Annotated in this window: 13 protein-coding genes; 4 read left to right on the top strand and 9 right to left on the bottom strand. The window is 66.6% G+C overall.

All coding sequences use genetic code 11. From position 1 onward, the window contains the following. Positions 1-93 precede the first annotated feature (93 nt). The gene (scpB, locus tag V5F75_RS16945; protein ID WP_394033958.1) at positions 94-906 is read left to right on the top strand and encodes a methylmalonyl-CoA decarboxylase; all 813 of its coding nucleotides are present in this window, start codon (positions 94-96) and stop codon (positions 904-906) included. A gap of 18 nt (positions 907-924) precedes the next feature. Here the strand turns inward: scpB and V5F75_RS16950 are convergent, their stop codons facing one another. Further along, positions 925-1,794 (bottom strand): hypothetical protein, encoded by an 870-nt coding sequence (locus V5F75_RS16950; RefSeq protein WP_394033959.1) that lies wholly within the window; start codon positions 1,792-1,794, stop codon positions 925-927. A gap of 198 nt (positions 1,795-1,992) precedes the next feature. Next, entirely contained in the window at positions 1,993-4,644 is a 2,652-nt protein-coding gene (locus tag V5F75_RS16955) for an arylsulfatase (RefSeq protein ID WP_394033960.1), read from the bottom strand. A 244-nt stretch (positions 4,645-4,888) separates the two neighbouring features. Here V5F75_RS16955 and V5F75_RS16960 point away from each other — a divergent pair, with 244 nt between their 5' ends. Continuing rightward, on the top strand, positions 4,889-5,971 hold the full coding sequence (locus V5F75_RS16960; RefSeq protein ID WP_394033961.1) for an AraC family transcriptional regulator: 1,083 nt from the start codon (positions 4,889-4,891) through the stop codon (positions 5,969-5,971). Here the strand turns inward: V5F75_RS16960 and V5F75_RS16965 are convergent. Together V5F75_RS16965 and V5F75_RS16970 are read right to left on the bottom strand one after the other, a co-directional pair. Beyond that, positions 5,968-6,786: a DUF1217 domain-containing protein gene (locus V5F75_RS16965; protein ID WP_394033962.1), complete on the bottom strand. Its 819-nt coding sequence runs from the start codon at positions 6,784-6,786 to the stop codon at positions 5,968-5,970. The genes V5F75_RS16960 and V5F75_RS16965 overlap by 4 nt on opposite strands. A 154-nt stretch (positions 6,787-6,940) precedes the next feature. Further along, complete coding sequence (locus tag V5F75_RS16970; protein ID WP_394033963.1) at positions 6,941-7,723, bottom strand: response regulator; 783 nt, start codon at positions 7,721-7,723, stop codon at positions 6,941-6,943. Positions 7,724-8,391: 668 nt separating this feature from the next. Here V5F75_RS16970 and V5F75_RS16975 point away from each other — a divergent pair. Next, complete coding sequence (locus V5F75_RS16975; protein WP_394033964.1) at positions 8,392-10,467, top strand: ATP-binding protein; 2,076 nt, start codon at positions 8,392-8,394, stop codon at positions 10,465-10,467. A 506-nt stretch (positions 10,468-10,973) separates the two neighbouring features. On the opposite strand, the gene V5F75_RS16980 is transcribed toward V5F75_RS16975, so the two are convergent. Both V5F75_RS16980 and V5F75_RS16985 read right to left on the bottom strand, forming a co-directional pair. Further along, positions 10,974-11,645 carry a response regulator transcription factor gene (locus tag V5F75_RS16980; protein WP_394033965.1) on the bottom strand — a complete coding sequence of 224 codons (672 nt, stop codon included), beginning with the start codon at positions 11,643-11,645 and terminating at the stop codon, positions 10,974-10,976. 695 nt (positions 11,646-12,340) lie between these two features. Further along, positions 12,341-12,727: a response regulator gene (locus V5F75_RS16985; protein WP_394033966.1), complete on the bottom strand. Its 387-nt coding sequence runs from the start codon at positions 12,725-12,727 to the stop codon at positions 12,341-12,343. Positions 12,728-12,908: 181 nt separating this feature from the next. Between V5F75_RS16985 and V5F75_RS16990 the strand changes: the two genes are divergently transcribed. Next, complete coding sequence (locus V5F75_RS16990; RefSeq protein ID WP_394033967.1) at positions 12,909-13,613, top strand: protein phosphatase CheZ; 705 nt, start codon at positions 12,909-12,911, stop codon at positions 13,611-13,613. Positions 13,614-13,838: 225 nt separating this feature from the next. Here the strand turns inward: V5F75_RS16990 and V5F75_RS16995 are convergent, their stop codons facing one another. From V5F75_RS16995 to V5F75_RS17005, 3 genes are read right to left on the bottom strand one after another with little or no spacing between them, the layout of a single operon-like run. Continuing rightward, positions 13,839-14,699, bottom strand: coding sequence for a CheR family methyltransferase (locus V5F75_RS16995; protein WP_394034091.1), 861 nt, complete (start codon positions 14,697-14,699; stop codon positions 13,839-13,841). Beyond that, positions 14,699-15,838, bottom strand: a complete 1,140-nt coding sequence (locus V5F75_RS17000; RefSeq protein ID WP_394034092.1) for a protein-glutamate methylesterase/protein-glutamine glutaminase — start codon at positions 15,836-15,838, stop codon at positions 14,699-14,701. Before V5F75_RS17000 ends, V5F75_RS16995 begins: the two co-directional genes overlap by 1 nt. Positions 15,839-15,891: 53 nt before the next feature. Next, positions 15,892-16,272 carry a response regulator gene (locus V5F75_RS17005; RefSeq protein ID WP_394033968.1) on the bottom strand — a complete coding sequence of 127 codons (381 nt, stop codon included), beginning with the start codon at positions 16,270-16,272 and terminating at the stop codon, positions 15,892-15,894. Between the last annotated feature and the right edge of the window lie 120 nt (positions 16,273-16,392).

Consider the following 16,392-nt stretch of genomic DNA (forward strand, 5'->3'; position numbering starts at 1 on the left):
GCCGCGCCGGGCGTCCCCGTCTCCTGAACGCAACGGGAAGATGATAGGCCCGCCGCGGGGCGTTCCGCGGCGGAGGCCCGCAGGAGTGGTGGCATGAGCGTTTCCCAGCAGCAGAAAATCGCGCCGGCCCCTCTCGTCGGCTGCCACACCGAGGGGCAGGTGGGCACCCTGACCCTCGACAACCCCGCCAGGTGCAACGCCCTGAGCCGGGAGCTGACGGAAGGGCTGCTCGCCGCCCTCGACACCTTCCGCGCCCAGGGCGTGCGGGCAGTGGTGCTGCGGGCCGCGCCCGGCGCGAAGGCGTGGTCCGCCGGCCACGACATCCGCGAGCTGCCACGCGGCCACGAGGACCCCCTCTCCTATCGCGACCCGCTGGAACGCGTGCTGCGCGCCGTCCGCACCTATCCGGGGGCGGTCATCGCCATGGTGCAGGGCGCGGTGTGGGGCGGCGCCTTCGACCTCGTGCTCTCGTGCGACATGATCATCGCCGACGAAAGCTCTTCCTTCGCCATCACCCCCGCCAACCTCAGCCTGCCCTACAACACCACCGGCCTGCTGCACTTCCTCCACCGGGTGCCGGTCAACCTCATCAAGGAGATGTTCTTCTCCGCCCAGCCGCTGGCAGCCGACGCCGCCGCGCGCTGGGGCATCATCAACCGGCTCGTGCCCGCCGCCGAGATCGAGGCCGAGACCTTCGCGCTCGCGGAACTCATCGCCTCCAAGGCGCCGCTCGCCATCGCCGTGGTGAAGGAGCAGCTGCGCGTGCTCACCGATGACCAGCCGGTGCCCGCCCAGGTGTTCGAGCGCATCCAGGACATGCGCCGGCAAGTGTTCGAAAGCGCCGATTACGAGGAGGGGATCACCGCCTTCCTGGAGAAGCGCAAGCCCGTGTTCCGGGGGGTGTAAGGCCCCGGCCCCGCCGCGTCAGAAGTGGTAGGCCACGCTGAGAAACGGCCCGTGGATGGTGGTGGTGTAGCGGAAATCCGCGTCCGGCCCCGTCACCGACTGGTAATCCGTGTAGAGCGCCCGGTAGCCGAGCGCGGTGGACCAGGCCGCGCTCCAATTGTAACCCACCGCCACGAAGCCCTGGGAGGTGAGCTTGGAGCCCACCCCGAACCCGCCGATATCCGCCAGCGCGTTCACGAACCACTTCTCATCGATGCGGTATTGCAGGGCGAGGCCGAACACCGGGTCCAGCCATGCCTTGACGTCGCTCTCCGCATAGGCGAACGGCGGCTGGAATGAGGTGAGCGCCGCGTCGAGGGTGAGGCGCTGGTAGCGGAAGCCGGCGGTGGCGCTGAGGTCGAAGCCCGGCCCGCCGATGGGGAGCCGATAGCCGGCGATGCCGTTGACGATGAGCAGCTTCTGCGTGACGTCCACCTGCGGCCGGCCAGCCCAGCTCAGGTTCGCGTCGTCGGAGAGCCGGGACCAGACGATATCGCCGAGCAGAAGCCAGCCATCCTTCTTCGCCAGGAAGCTGCCCATGAAGGCGCCGTCCAGGTGGGAGACGATGTCGGCGAAGGAGGCATCGACCGGGAAGGTGGGCAGGCGGCGGATGCCGATGTCGCCGTTGATGCCCGTCGCCCAGCCATAGAGGGCCGCCTCGAACTGCCAAGGAGCCTCGGGCGTCGGCACCGGCACGGGCACGGGCACGGGCGGCGGGAGATCGGCCGCGTGGGCGACGGAAACGAAGGCGAGGCCCGCCCACGCCAGCACCGCCGCCGATGCGTGGCGCGCCCGCCGCGCGCGGGCGAAAGTCGGCCCGCCGTGGGCCTTCGGATCGCGACAGGTCATGCCTTTCATACCTCCCTCCCCAAGCCGGGTGCCGCACCGTGGAACGATCCCCGCGCGACTTCGTCGTCGGCTTCAGCCCCGTCGGCGGCCGTTGGAGCAGCAGGGCGCGGCACCGGCGCCCGCCCTGACGGGGCCGATGCCGCGCCCGCCGCCACGGCCGGAGCGGGTCCGCCGCCCGCGCGCCGGCCCGCAGCCCGATCAGCGCGCGCAACCCTCGATGAACTTGATCCGGTCGAACAGCTCGAGATTCTTCGCGAGCGCCTGCTCGCGGCAGGCCTTGAGCTTTTCGAGGCGGGACGCCACCGGGCTGACGCCGCCCACCGGGTTCAGCGCCGCTTCTCCCGGCGCCGGGCCGTCTGCGGCCTTGGCCTGGGCGTCGCGCAGCCGGGCGATGTCCGCCGGCGTCAGCTCGGGGTGGTCGATGGCGAGGGTGATCCTGCCGATCTTCCCGGTGAAGGCGAAGGGCACCTGATAATCGGCGTCGTCCACCGGCGTGCCGGTGTCGGAGCCCACGTCCAGGTTCTCGTCCCAGGCCAGGATGAGGGGGATGGTGTGCTCCATCTTCTGTGACGCCACCACCTTGCCGTCCACGCTCAGCGTGCCGGTGCCACCGCGGCCGAGGCCGCTGGTGGAGCCGAAGGCCAGGGTGCCGGCGCCGAGGCCGTCATACTTGAAATCGAACACCAGCGTGTGCCGGCCGGGCGAGAGCGCCTCCGCGCCCTGCCACTTCACGCGCTTCAGGTCCACGAGATTCCAGGTGAAGGTGGGCCGGCCATTCAGCACGTAGAAGCCGTAGCCGGCGAAGCGCCCGCCCTGGGTGATGAGCATACCTTCGCCGCCGCCCTCGGGCACCTCCACCTCGGCCGTGAAGGTGTAGGAGGTGTTCAGCACCGAGGGGGCGTCGCCATTGGGGGTGCCGGCCAGTGGCGCGGTCCAGGTGAAGACGTTCCGTCCGGCGGTGACGCTGGGCCGCGGCGTGACGAGGCGGGTGGCGACGGTCGAGTCGAGTGGCAGCACCTGGTATTTCCGCGCCTCTTCCCAGAACAGGGCGGCCATCTCCTTCACCTTGTCCGGATTTTTGGCCGCCACATCCTCATACTGCGTCCAGTCGTCCGCGATGTTGTAGAGCTCCCAGGGATACTTTGTGGGATCGAACAGCAGCGCGCCCTGCGTCACCCACGGCGGCCGCATGACCTTGGTGGAGAGCATCCAGCCGTCGTGATAGAGCGCATGATCGCCCATCATCTCGAAATACTGGGTGACATGGCGCGAGGGCGCGTTCGCGTGGGCCTGATCGAAGGTGTAGACCATGCTCACGCCTTCGATGGGCTTCTGGCGAATGCCGTCCACCTCCTCCGGCGCCTGGATGCCGGCCGCCTCCAGCACCGTCGGCAGGACGTCTATGACGTGGTGGAACTGGGTGCGGATGCCGCCCTTGTCGGTGATGACCCTGGGCCAGGAGATGGCCATGCCCTGCCTGGTGCCGCCGAAATGGGAGGCCACCTGCTTGGTCCAGGAGAACGGCGTGTCGAAAGCCCAGGTCCAGCCCACGGCCATGTGGTTGTAGGTCCGGTCGGAACCCCATGCGTCGTAGAAATACCTGAGCTGGTCCTCCACCGGCACATCCACGCCATTGAACATGGCCACCTCGTTGGGGGTGCCGATCAGCGTGCCCTCGGCGCTGGAGCCGTTGTCGCCGCTGATGTAGATGATGAGCGTGTTGTCGAGCTGGCCGGCATCCGCCACCGCCTGGATGACCCGGCCGATCTCATGGTCCGTATACATCAGGTAGGCGGCGTAGACCTCAACCTGCCGCTTGAACATCTTCTTTTCGTCGTCCGAGAGCTGCTCCCAGCGCTTCAGCAGGTCGTCCGGCCAGGGCGTGAGCCGCGCATTCGGCGGAATCACGCCCAGCCCCTTCTGATTCTCGAAGATCTGCTCGCGCAGTGCGTTCCAGCCCTTGTCGAAGAGATGCAGGCCGGCTGCCTTCTCGATCCATTCAGGCGTGGGGTGGTGCGGCGCGTGGGTGCCGCCCGGCGCGTAATAGACGAGGAACGGGCGGCCCGGCAGAAGGGTGGTCACCTGGTTGATGTAGTTCACCGCCTCGTCGGCCATGGCTGTGGTGAGGTTCCAGCCGGGCTTGCCCACGAAGGGGTAGATGTAGGTGGTGTTGCGGGCGAGGTTGCCGGGCTCCCACTGGTTGGTGTCGCCGCCCATGAAGCCATAGAAATACTCGAAGCCCATGCCCGTGGGCCACTGGTCGAACGGGCCGGTGGCGAGCGCCTCGAAGGCGGGCGTGTTGTGGTTCTTGCCGAACCAGGAGGTGCGGTAGCCATTGTCCAGCAGGATGCGGCCGATGGTGGCCCTGTCCTTCGTGATGACGCTGTCATATCCCGGAAAGCCGGTGGCCATTTCCGCGACCACGCCGAAGCCCGCCGAATGGTGGTTCCGCCCCGTCAGCAAGGCGGCGCGCGTGGGCGAGCACAGGGAAGTGGAGTGAAAATTGGTATAGCGCAGGCCGCTGTTGGCGATGCGGTCGAGGCTGGGCGTGGGAATGACGCCGCCGAAGGTGGAGGGCGCGCCGAAGCCCACGTCGTCGGTCATGATGAGCAGGACATTGGGCGCGCCCTGCGGCGGCACAATGCGCGCCGGCCAGAACGGCTTCGAATCCTGCGCCAGATCCCGGATGACACCGCCGAAGGGCTGCGGCGGCGCCGGCAGCTGCCGCCCGTCGATCACCATGGTCGAATCCGGCGCGCCGGGCGTTCCATCGACCTGCTGTGCAAGTGTCGGCCCCGCGGAGAGAATTAATCCTCCAACCGCCAACCTCAATGCTATCGCGCGGAACATCATCTGCCTCCTCGATTGCGAGAGGTAGGAATATAGGTAGCACCCTGGGCGCGTTCCGCGCCTCATTGTAGACTTGCGGTGCCGGCACAACGGGGCAGATAACATCCGGACCACACGCGCATAACGCACCAAGACGGCGAAATCTTGCCTTTTGAGGACACAGAGGACATTATTGAACGAAAATCACGCAATGCAAAGAATAGGCCCACTCGCCCTGCTACCGGACATCCTCGGGGAACTCGGCATGAGCTTGGGCGATGCCCTGGATGGCACCGGGGTCCGGCGGGACGACCTCACGACTGAGGCGCGCGTGCCCGTTTCCGCTGCGCTCCGACTTTTGGAGCGCGCGGCCACTCTTTCCGGCTGCCCTCACCTCGGCCTGCTGGTCGGCGCAAGGAGCGACCACCGCGTGCTCGGCCTCGTGGGCACCATGATGAGCCACGCCCAAACCCTCGGCGACGCCCTGCGCGACTATGTGGCGGTGCAGCTCGGCTATTCGCGTGGGGCCACCGTCTACCTGCAGCCCATGGGCGCGGACGACATCCTCGGCTACGGACTGTATGACCGCGCCGCGCCCGACTCGCTCCAGCTCTATGACCTCGGCGCTGCGGCCGGCTGCAATTTCGTGCGGAGCCTCACGGGCGGCCGAGCGCTGGCCGCGCGCGGCCAGCTCTCGCCGAGCACGCCGCCGGAAACCGCGCCCGACCTCTCCCTGCTCAAGGTGCCGGTCGCCTTCGAGCAGGAGCAAACCGGCGTCGTGATCTCCGCCGCGGACATGACCACCAGCCCCCCGCCGGGCGCGAATGCGGCCGAGCACCGGCGCCTCATCGCCTGGATTCGCGAGCTGATGGGCAGCGACATCGACGACATCGCCCCGCGGGTCCAGCACATCCTGCGGCCCCGCCTTCTGCTGGGCGAGGGCGACAGGGCGGAAGTGGCGCGCGAGCTGGGGCTGAATGGGCGCACCTGCGCGCGCCGGCTCGCGGTCGCGGAGACCTCCTTCGAGGACATCAAGGATGACGTGCGCTTTGCGGTGGCCAGGGACCTCCTGTCCCTTACGGGCCTGCCCGTCGGGCAGATATCCACCGCCCCTTCCTACGCGACGCCGAGCGCGTTCAACCACGCCTTCCAGCGCTGGGCCGGCACCAGCCCTCCGGAATGGCGCGCGGCCGGAATGGCGCGCGGCCCAAGGCGCGCGCAGCAGCGGATGGAAGCAAACAGAACGCGACTGACGGGCCCACCCGCCTCGATGGCTCCCGTCAAAAATCCGCCAGAGCCCCTCTCCGGGTGTACAGCGGAGTACCGCCCACCCCCGACAGAGTGCTAGAGGAACAGCGCGAGGGTACCGTCGGCGCTGCTGTTGCTGGAGCCGCCGCCGAACAGTGTGAGGATGGGATCGGTACCCACGTTCTCCGTGGCATCCCAGATGGCGGTGAAGCGCTGCAGCAGCTTGTCCACCTTCGTGGAATCCTGCAGGTCGGTGATGTCCATCTTGGATTCGACCACCGACTTCTGCGTATCGGTATCCATGCTGCCGAGCGATGCCGGCAGGCCGTAGACGGTGGAGATCACCTTCCACATGGCGCTGTCGCCGAGCAGGCCGTAAGCGCTCGAAACCGAAGCGGCGTTACGCTTGAAGTAGAGCGCCAGCTGAACGCCCTGGTCGCTCTGGCCCAGCTCGGTTTCCATGGACTGCTGAAGATAAGCGTTCACCACGGTCTCGGTCGAAGCGCCGGTGGTGGTCGTGGTGCTGGTATCCGTGCTGCCGCTGCTTGCCGTCGTGTCGGTCGTCGTCGCGCTGTCCGTATTCAGATTCGCGAACGCCTTGGCGAAATTGGTGAAACGGTTGTCGGCGAGCTTGTTGGCGAAGCTGGTCTTGTCCGTGGTGTCGCTGGTAAGCACCTTGGTCATGAACGCCTTGGCGTAGACCATGTCGCTGAGGCCGTAGGCCGTCATCGCATAGTTAAACAGGCGATAATTGCTGACGAGATCGTCGACCGTCTTCACCTTGCCGATGTTGGCTTCGTAATAAGCCGTCTCGGTCTTCGTCTGCCCATCGGCGGCCTGGACTTCCAGGGCCTTGGCACTGTTGTTCGCGTAATAATTGTAGGTCGCGAACGTGGAACCGAGATAGATGGCCATGGCGAAACACCGTCCAGCTTCGAGGTCGATCACCGCGCGCCTGACACGTCAGAATCTGACATGGGCGACGTGGACCGATCCGTTGCCGGAGCATAGACCAGTACCACCAACGGTTCAAGGCGAACGCCGCGGCGCGGTGAAGGCGCCGGGCCGTTCAATCGAGCTTGAGGCCGATGCGATCCGCCTGGCGCTGCACGAACGTGTCCATGCGCTCGCGGCCGAGCGGGGTCAGCCGCACGACGATGCGCCGCTTGTCCCGCGCGTCGGGCATCTTGTCCACCAGCCCCGCCTCCCGCAGGTCGTCGATCCGCCGCAGCGCCGTGGTCGTGGGCGCGCCGGAAGCAATGCAGAGGCTCGTCACCGAGATCGGGCGGTTGCTGACCTCGGCCACCGCGAGGTCCAGCATCATCTCCCAGGCGGGATCTGAAAAAAGGTTGGCGTCGAAGATCGCCGCACGGTCGGCGCGCGCCGCCACCAGCGCTCGCAGGTAGTCACCCCTGTCGACCGTGCCGGGCGCCTCGGTGGCGGCCTGCGGGCCGGCGCCATCCACCACGGCGAAGGCGCGGCCGATGGCGCTCGCCACCTCCTCCGGGCTCACCGGCTTCTGCAGGAAATCCACGGCCTGAAGCCGCAGCGCCCCGACCACCCGGTCGAGGGAGGCGTGACCCGTCACCACGATGGCGGCGATGCGCCGCCGCCGCCGGCGCAACGCGAGTTTCTGCAGCAGCTCTATGCCGTCGATGCGCGGGAGCTGAAGATCCGTCACCACCACCTGGATGCTCTCGTGCTCCTGCACCAGCCCCAGCGCCTCGGCCGCCGTGCTCGCGGTCAGCGCGGGAATGCCCATCACCTCCAGGCCATCCTGCAGCTCGATCAGGAGATCGGGATCATCGTCCACCAGCAACACGCGAGGGCCGCCCTGCGCCTGCCCATCCATTCCCCACTCCCCCAGCGCCCCCCCCGGGCGTCCATCACGAAGCGCCATCCGACGCGCGCAGCCGAAAAATACGTCCAGCACGCGCCGACCCGAGCCCGAGCGGGCGGCTGCGAACGAGATCGACCCACGCATCCGATGAAATCAACGCCCCATAAAACCCACGTCTGCCATGGCATTGACAGCCTCCGCAACCACCTTGGCGTCCATACGGACCCGGGAAGCTGCAAGTGCGGCGAAATTGCATCTGGCGCCCGCCATGTCTACGCGCAAAAGAACAACCACTAGACGAAATAGAGCGAAATACGTCCACACGCTGCGAATCGCGCCGCTTCTCCTTTCGCTATGTCCCTCAATGCTTCGCAAGGCGCGGAGGGCGGATCCGGGCCAGGCCGATCCCGGCGGCAAGAGGCCCCCGGCTTCCGCATCCTTGACATTTCCGCCGCCATTACCGCCAATTCCACGCACAAGGCGAAGGCGGGGCACTGGCGATATCGGTAGGAGAACGTGTCGCTTGCTGATGGCTGAAGACGAACCGCGGTGCCTCGACGCGCGAACCGGAGTTACGGGCTCCACACCCCCCGCCGCCGGGGAGAGGCGCGCACGCGGGATGAGGCCCCGCCCCACTCTTGCCTGTCGCGCCGGGCCTGCACGCAGGAAGACGGGCGCGCATGGCAGCTGAACCGACGCCGGCGCGCGCAAGAAGCGGACCGGTCACGCTGCTGCTGGCGGCGCTCCTGGTCCTCATGGCCTGCCTGCCCTTCCTGGCGACACTTGGCCTCTATGCCATGTACAGCCGGCAGATCATGCAGCAGCAGGAAGCGAATGCCAAAAAGGTGGCAGAGCTGCTGCTGAAGAACTTCGAGCAGACGGTGGACGCCGCCGACGCGCTGCTGCTCAACTTCGCCAGCGCCTTCGACAGCGACTGGACCCCGGAGCAGACCCAGCATTCCCTCAACACCTTCAGCCTGCCGCGCTCCATCGTGCAGCTCGCGGTGGTGGGGCGGAACGGCATCATGGTCGCGAGCAACGCGGGCGGGGCCGGCACCGCTGTGGACCTCTCGGACCGCGAGCATGTCCGCGTCCATGCCGATCGCGGCGCGCCCGCCGGCGGGCTCTTCATCAGCAAGCCCGTGCTTGGCCGCGTTTCCGGGCAGTGGACCGTCCAGCTCACGCGCCCGCTGACGGACGCGGAGGGGCGCTTCTTCGGCGTGGTGGTGGCCTCCTACGCGGTCACCGATTTCGTCGACTTCTATCGAAACCTGCGGACCGACGACGACATGCTCATCAGCCTTGTCGGCTTCGACGGCATCATCCGCGCCCGTGCGGCGAGGCACACCAGCTTCGGCGACGACGTCTCCCGCAGCCCCGCCTTCCGGCGCGCGGTGGACAACAAGCAGTCCATCTACGAGTTCACCAGCCCGCTCGATGGTGTCGAACGCGTGGGCTACATGGTCCAGTCGGATCGCTACCCGTTCTACGTCACGGTCGCCTATTCTCTCGCCTTCGTCCGCGCCCACAGCGACGAGTTCAGGGCGGCCATTCTCGGCACCGGCGCCGCGCTCGGCATCGTGCTGCTGCTGCTGGGGCTTCTCGCCAGCCGGCACCTGCGCATCAGGAAGCGCCTTGAGGCCCGCGAGCTGGAGGCGGCCGCGCGCCGCCGCGAGACGGAGATGCTGAACGCCATCAGCCGCGTGCCGGGGGTGAGCGTCATGCATCTCACGGCCGCCGGGCCCGTCGCCATCGGCACGCCGGGAGACGCGCGGCTGGCGCGGATGATGGGCTGCTACCTCGCGGGCGCGCGGTTCCAGGCCATCGCCGGGGAGATCACGGCGCCGGTGGTGCGTTCCGAGCAACTGGCGGAGGGGGCCGAGGCGCTGGAAGTGGAAATGGTGATCGCTCCGCTCTGGAACGTGGACACAGGCGGGAGCGGACGCGAGCTCGTCATCTTCGCTGTGGACCAGACGGCCCGCCGCATGGAGGAAAACAAGCTCCACCAGGTGCTGAAGCTCGCCTCCCTCGGCGAGCTCGCGACCGGTCTCGCCCATGAGATCAACCAGCCGCTCAGCGTCATCCGCCTCGCCGCCTCCAATGCGCTCACGGCGGCCCAGCGCGGCCAGCCCGCCCAGCAGCTCGTCATCAGGCTGGAGCGCATCGTCCAGCAGGCGATGCGCATGCGACGCATCGTCGATCACATGCGGCTGTTCGGGCGCAAGAGCGACGCGCACATGCAGCCCTGCGCGCCGGCGGAGGCGGTCGAAGGCGCGCTCGAGGTGGTGGGGCCCCTCTTCCGGCGCGACGGCGTCCGCGTGATTACCCGCATCGAACCCGATCTGCCGCAGGTGCTGTGCCACCAGGACCAGCTCGAGCAGGTCCTCATCAACCTGCTGCAGAACGCCCGCGACGCGGTGATCGCCGCGCCCGGAACAGAGGGCGACGACGCCCGGCGCGTCTGGATCGACGCCAGCGCCGAGCACCTGCCCGGCGCGCCGCCCTGCGTGCGCATCGACGTGCGAGACGAGGGCGGCGGCGTCTCCCCCGCCATCATCGACCGGGTCTTCGAGCCGTTTTTCACCACGAAGCCGCCGGGTCAGGGCACCGGGCTCGGGCTTTCGGTCAGCTTCGGCATCATCCGCAACCACGGCGGCGGCCTCAGCGTGCGCAATGATCGTGAGGGGGCCGTCTTCTCCATCCGCCTGCCCGCCGAGGCGCGGGCCAGGGAGCGACGCCGCGCGGCCGGGGCCTGAGGGCACGGGCGCAGGCCGCGCGCGCAGAAGCCGTTCCGCTCGCCCTGAACGATTGCCGCTCGCATTTACGCGCGGCAATCGCCGTCGGTGCTTGAAACCGAGCCCCTTCTTCATGCGGACCGGAATCCACTTTGCTCGAAATTGCTCTGGCGGCGCGCAGCGAAAGGGCGAAAAGCATGCCCAACCCCGTCGGCGACATGGCGCATGCGACCGCACAGGGACCTGGATGGCGGCCCGCGATCGATCAGGTCAGAGGGTTGGAGATTTCAACGCAGCGCTGCGCGACGGCATAATGAGCGGACGAAAGCTGCCTGCGCTGAGAGGGCGCGAGAACCGGGGGCCGTCTGAACCGCAAGGCGCGAGACACCACACAGGGACGATCGACGCGTCCGATGGATGCCAGGAAAATGTCCACACTGCCAGACGGGCTCACAGAGCCACTGGCCCTTCCCCGCGACCCGACGCAACGCCGGTCGCGGGGATTTTGATGAAAATCGGGAACGAACTCAGGCGACGAACTGGTAGCCGAGATAGCGCTTCGCGTCGATCACGTCGTAGCCGAGCTTCAGCCGCAGCTTCTTGCGCAGCTTGCTCATATGGCCTTCGATCACGCTTTCGTCCACGTCGTCATTGAAGATGCCGTAGATGGTGTTGAAAATCTGCGTCTTCGTCACGCGGCGCTTACTGTTCTTCACGAGGTATTCGAGGATGTGGCGCTCCCGTCGCGGCAAGGCCAGCGGATCACCGTCGATCTCTGGGTCGCGCCCGTCGAAGAACACCTTCAGCCGCTCGCATTCCACCGCCTGGGGCTCTCCGGCACGCACCCGACGCCAAACGGCATCCGCGCGCGCCATGATCTCCTTCACGTGGACCGGCTTGCGCACCACGTCGTCGATGCCCGCAGTGAACAACTCCAGGGTGTGTGTCAACGACTTGACATCCTCGAGCGCGATAATGGGTGCGCTCGAATAGCTGCGGATGAGATCAGGGTAGCCGACCCGGTCGTGCACATCCCCCACCACGAAACTCTCGACCGCGCACAGGTCTTCCTCGCAGGTCGTCAGAATCCAGTCGCGAAACTCGTTGTGCGTAAATCCCTGGGAAGCGACCCCCTCGCGCGAAAACGCCCCAACATAGCTTTCGACGACGGACGCTCGCTCGTCCACCACCACGTACATGCCACCCTCCATACTCACGTCCGACGCGCTCTGCCCGCTCCCGGCGCTATGCGCAGGGGGCGGTTCCCCCAGAGGCGTCAACGATGAAAGGTAGCATATTCGCGATTCCCGCAGCGGCAATCCGCACATATACGTTAACCTGATATTAATAATTCCATACTGGTGCGCATTGCACAAAACTGCTCAGGAAATGGAGCGAACAAGCAACAAACGGAGCGACATTATTGATCTGGATCAAGGAGATGACGGGTCTGCGGTTTTAAAAACCGCCGTTTTTCCATCTCGACAAGACCTGCGATTCGTGCTTATGACGCGCCCATCGCAGGCTGGTTAGCCAGCCACATGCCCTGACGCCACGCGAAACGCCCCGCCGAACGGCAAAGCCCCATTGCCGCTGGCGAATCCCGCTACGCAAGCCTCCCAATACAGCGCCTCGCGGCTCCACCGGCGGACAGACCGAGGAGCATGTGCGAATTCGCGTTATTGAATCCGCCTTCGGAGCAACCGCACGTCCCGAAGAGAGCCTTTCGCCCCTTACTGCGGGCGCGGAAAGAAAGTGCGCCGCGCCTCGCGACGATGCGCTCCACATGGCGAAACGCGCCGCGCCGCAGCCCTCCCCTCCAGGAAAGCCGCCCCTCGCGCCGCTTCGAGAATGACCACCTGCGCAGGCCGCACACGGCGGGAATCGCGCCGGATCAGGCGCCCTCGAACACCGTGTCGATCTTGCCCTTCAGGGTCTGGGCGTTGAACGGCTTGACGATATAGTTGTTCACGCCGGCCTTCTTGGCGGCGATCACGTTTTCCGACTTCGCTTCGGCGGTGATCATGATGAAGGGGATCTCGCTGAGGGCGTCGTCGCCGCGCACCTGCTTGAGCAGCTCGTATCCCGTCATCGGCTCCATGTTCCAGTCGGAGATCACGAGGCCGTACTTGCGCTCCCGCAGTTTGGCGAGGGCTTCCGTTCCGTCAGCGGCCTCGTCCACATCCTCGAATCCGATCTGCTTCAGGAGATTGCGGATGATGCGAACCATCGTCTTGTAATCGTCAACCACGAGGACCGGCATCGAAAGATCAATCGCCATCTCACACTCCGCACACGGACAGGCAACTCTTCGCCAGGGACGGACTTTGCCCTCTTCAAAGTCCTTGTGCAATCAGGAGCTTGCACGAAGCTTGCAGTCCACCGCGACGGGGGCTTCCGGGGTGACACCATCCGCCGTATAGAAACCGGCGGTCCATAGTGCAGCGTTCCGGGAGAGTCGCATGTCGGGTGCGCGTCGTCCATTCCGCATCGAAACCGCCACAGGCAACGGCAGCGGCGACGCCGATGGGATGAATACCCTGACGACATTTGACAGTCAGATCAACAGCATCCTGACCCAGCTCGGCGAAGTGCGGGAGGAGATCCGCAAGTTCCAGGAGCGCGATCCCGCCCTCGCCCGCGAGCGCGACCGCAGCGTTCTGTGGTCCGGGATCGAGACGATTCAGGACGCCATCCGCAACACCCGCCACGAGATCGCGACGATCCATACGGAAGGCTCCCGCGGCGAGCGCCTCGTCAACGCCACGAGCGAGCTCGAAGCCGTGGTGAACGACACGGAAAGCGCCACCGAGACCATCCTCTCCGCTGCCGAAACCATCGACAATCTGTCACAGAAGCTGGTGGACCGGCTGTCCGAGGGCGACCTGGAGCTCGCGAGCAATATCCAGAACGAGGTGGTGCGCCTGTTCGAGGCCTGCAATTTCCAGGACATCACCGGCCAGCGCATCCGCAAGGTGGTGAAGCTGCTCGTCTTCATCGAGGAGCGCGTGACGCGCATGACGGAGATCTGGGGTGGCTCCGAGCTGGTCGAGCGCGCCAAGCAGATGGAGCAGCGCGAGGGTGATACCGCGCTGCTGAACGGCCCGGCCCTTTCCCACGACACCAATGTCGTGTCCCAGGACGACATCGACAGCCTCTTCAGCTGAGCAGCATTTCTCCCGCGGCCCAGCCGCGCCGCGGGCATCCCTGCTCTGATGGCGAAGGCTGAAATGGCGGCGAAGATGCGAGGCTGGCTGCGTGCGCATAGCCTCGCATCGCCCTTGACCGGCCTCCTGCAGAGCCGGCAGTCGTCGCGAAAAGGCGCGCTCATGCAAAAACCTGGAGATCTTTCCGCCAAGTCGTGGAAGCGGAAAGATCTCTAAATCGGCAGCTCAGATCCGCACGCCGAATGAAGGTGCCTTCGTTGCCTTGTCCGGCGTCGAAACGTTCGGCACATAGGTGCAGCGGTGCTGGGGCAGCGGCTTGAACGCATCGCCAACACCAATCACCGTCTCCGCCGCGCCGAGCACGAGATAGCCATCGGGCGCGAGCGCGCGCGAAAGCCGCGAGAGAATGTCCGCCTTTGTCGGCGGATCGAAATAGATCAGCACGTTCCGGCAGAAGACGATATCGAAGGTGCCCATGCTGGCATAGGAATCGAGCAGATTGAACTTGCGGTACTGCACCATCTTGCGGACCTGCTCTTTCACCTCCCACAGGTCACCCGCCTTGGTGAAATACTTCATCAGCATCTGCACGCTCATGCCGCGCTGCACTTCGAACTGGTTGTAGCGCCCGGCGCGCGCCCGTTCGAGCACGTCGTTCGACAGATCGGTGCCGATGATCTCCACCTCGCGGCGACCCACGATGCCGGGATTTTCCAGCAGCAGGATGGCGAGGGAATAGGGCTCCTGCCCGCTGGAAGCGGCGGCGCACCAGATTCGCAGACGATGCCCCGTCGGCCGCGCGGCGCAGAGCGTCGGCAGCATGGTGCGCGTGAAATCCTCGAACGGCGCCTTGTCGCGGAAGAACAGGGTCTCGTTGGTGGTCATCGCCTCCACCACCGCCGCAGCGATGAGGGACGCGGAACCATCCTTCAGCACAGCCGCGAGGCGGGCGAAATCCGGAAGATCGAACTTCCGCAGCAGCGGCATCAGGCGACTTTCGAGCAGGTAATGCTTGTCGTCGGTGAGCAGCAGGCCCGATTTCTGCTTCAGGAAGCGCGCGAAAAACTCGTAGTCCGATGCGCTGATCACCGCCGTCCCCCCTCCACCAAGCGGATCACCTTGCGGCCGATGCCATCCAGGGGCAAGACCTCACAGGCGTTTCCGGCCGCGGCGGTGGCGCCGGGCATGCCCCACACCACGCTGGTTTCCTCGTCCTGAACGATCACGCTGCCGCCGGCATCCGCCACCACGCCGGAGCCCTTCGCCCCGTCGCTGCCCATTCCCGTCAGCACCACCGCGAGCACGCCCTGGCGGTAAACCGCGGAAATGGCGCCGAACATGGGGTCCACCGCCGGCTTGCAGAAGTTGACGGGCGGAGCATCCGAAAGCCGGATGACCGGCCCGCTCGCCGTCTTCTCCACCAGCATGTGCAGCCCGCCCGGCGCCACATAGATGTGGCCGGGCAGCACCTGCGCGCCATCCGTGCCCTCGGCGGCCGGCAAGCCCGACGCGCGGCCCACGTGTTCCGCGAGAATCGCCGTGAAGGTGGGCGGCATGTGCTGGGTGATGAAAACCGGAATGTGCTTGAGATGGGGGCCGATTTCCGTGAACAGCCGGGTGAGCGCCTGCGGCCCGCCGGTGGAGCTGCCCACCGCCAGCACCGTGACCGGCGCCATGGAATAAGACCGAAGGCGCGCAGGCGCCGCCGAAGAGGCCGAGGACGCAGCCGCCGCTGCCGGCGCGTCGCCGGATGCGGCGCGCGCCGGGCGCGCCACCGGGCGTGGCGCAGGTGCCGCCGTGGCCCGCGCCGTCTCGCTCGTGCCGCGCCGGCGCAGGGCTTTCGCCCCGAGGCTACGGACCTTCGCGAGAAGCTCGCGCTTGAAGTCATCGGCGTTGAACATGCCCGCGCCGGCCTCGGGCTTCGGCAAATAGTCCGCCGCACCGAGGGTCAGGGCCTTCAGGCTCACCTCCGCCCCGCGCCGCGTGAGGGTGGAGGCCACCACCACCATGGTTCCGGGCCGCAGCTTCAGGATCAGCGGAAGGGCGGTGAGCCCATCCATCTCGGGCATCTCGAGGTCGAGAATGACCACATCGGGACGGGAGCGATCGAGGTCGTCGACCGCGCGCCGCCCATTGGCGTGGGTTGCCACCACGTCGAGCGTGGGATCCTCCCCGAGCCAGCGTGAGACGATGCCCCGCACGAACACGGAATCATCCACCACCATGACGCGGATGGTGGGGCCGGAGGACGGCGTTTCGGGAGCAGAGGACGCAGGAGTCACAGAAGATCCTTCTCCGCCATCCCCACCGCTTCCAGCTTTTCATGCAGGATGTCGTCGTCGAACGGCTTCATGATGTATTCGTCCGCCCCGGCCTCCAGGGCCTCGGCGATATGGGCCATGTCGTTCAGGCTGGTGCAGAAGATCACCTTCGGAACATCGCCGCCCTCGCGCGCCCGGAGCAGGCGCAGGAACTCGATCCCGCTGACCACGGGCATTTCCCAGTCGAGCAGGATGACGTCCGGCATCGCCTTGGCGCAGGTGTCGATGGCATTCTGGCCGTCCACCGCCTCCTCCACCTGGAACCCGAGACGTTCCAGGATCCGCCGCGCGATCTTTCGCACGAGGCCGGAATCATCCACCACGAGACAGGTCTTCATGCGTGAAGCTCCCCGAGCGTCTTCGAGCGAGAGCGCCCCCACCCGCCGGCGGGAACACACGGCGGCCCGCATGGATCGCCCCCCGCGGGCCGGACCGAAACCGAAGACAGACAATTATTC

Source organism: Xanthobacter albus (genome assembly GCF_043194895.2).
Taxonomy (GTDB): domain Bacteria; phylum Pseudomonadota; class Alphaproteobacteria; order Rhizobiales; family Xanthobacteraceae; genus Xanthobacter.

What these genes read in the sequence shown, in the direction of transcription:
- V5F75_RS16990 (WP_394033967.1), top strand. Translation starts at nt 12,909, where the DNA reads ATGTCGGGTGCGCGTCGTCCATTCCGCATCGAAACCGCCACAGGCAAC.
- V5F75_RS16965 (WP_394033962.1), bottom strand. Translation starts at nt 6,786, where the DNA reads ATGGCCATCTATCTCGGTTCCACGTTCGCGACCTACAATTATTACGCG.
- V5F75_RS17000 (WP_394034092.1), bottom strand. Translation starts at nt 15,838, where the DNA reads ATGGTGGTGGATGATTCCGTGTTCGTGCGGGGCATCGTCTCACGCTGG.
- V5F75_RS16980 (WP_394033965.1), bottom strand. Translation starts at nt 11,645, where the DNA reads ATGTACGTGGTGGTGGACGAGCGAGCGTCCGTCGTCGAAAGCTATGTT.
- V5F75_RS16975 (WP_394033964.1), top strand. Translation starts at nt 8,392, where the DNA reads ATGGCAGCTGAACCGACGCCGGCGCGCGCAAGAAGCGGACCGGTCACG.
- V5F75_RS16955 (WP_394033960.1), bottom strand. Translation starts at nt 4,644, where the DNA reads ATGTTCCGCGCGATAGCATTGAGGTTGGCGGTTGGAGGATTAATTCTC.
- V5F75_RS16950 (WP_394033959.1), bottom strand. Translation starts at nt 1,794, where the DNA reads ATGACCTGTCGCGATCCGAAGGCCCACGGCGGGCCGACTTTCGCCCGC.
- V5F75_RS16970 (WP_394033963.1), bottom strand. Translation starts at nt 7,723, where the DNA reads ATGGATGGGCAGGCGCAGGGCGGCCCTCGCGTGTTGCTGGTGGACGAT.
- V5F75_RS17005 (WP_394033968.1), bottom strand. Translation starts at nt 16,272, where the DNA reads ATGAAGACCTGTCTCGTGGTGGATGATTCCGGCCTCGTGCGAAAGATC.
- V5F75_RS16960 (WP_394033961.1), top strand. Translation starts at nt 4,889, where the DNA reads ATGAGCTTGGGCGATGCCCTGGATGGCACCGGGGTCCGGCGGGACGAC.
- V5F75_RS16985 (WP_394033966.1), bottom strand. Translation starts at nt 12,727, where the DNA reads ATGGCGATTGATCTTTCGATGCCGGTCCTCGTGGTTGACGATTACAAG.
- scpB (WP_394033958.1), top strand. Translation starts at nt 94, where the DNA reads ATGAGCGTTTCCCAGCAGCAGAAAATCGCGCCGGCCCCTCTCGTCGGC.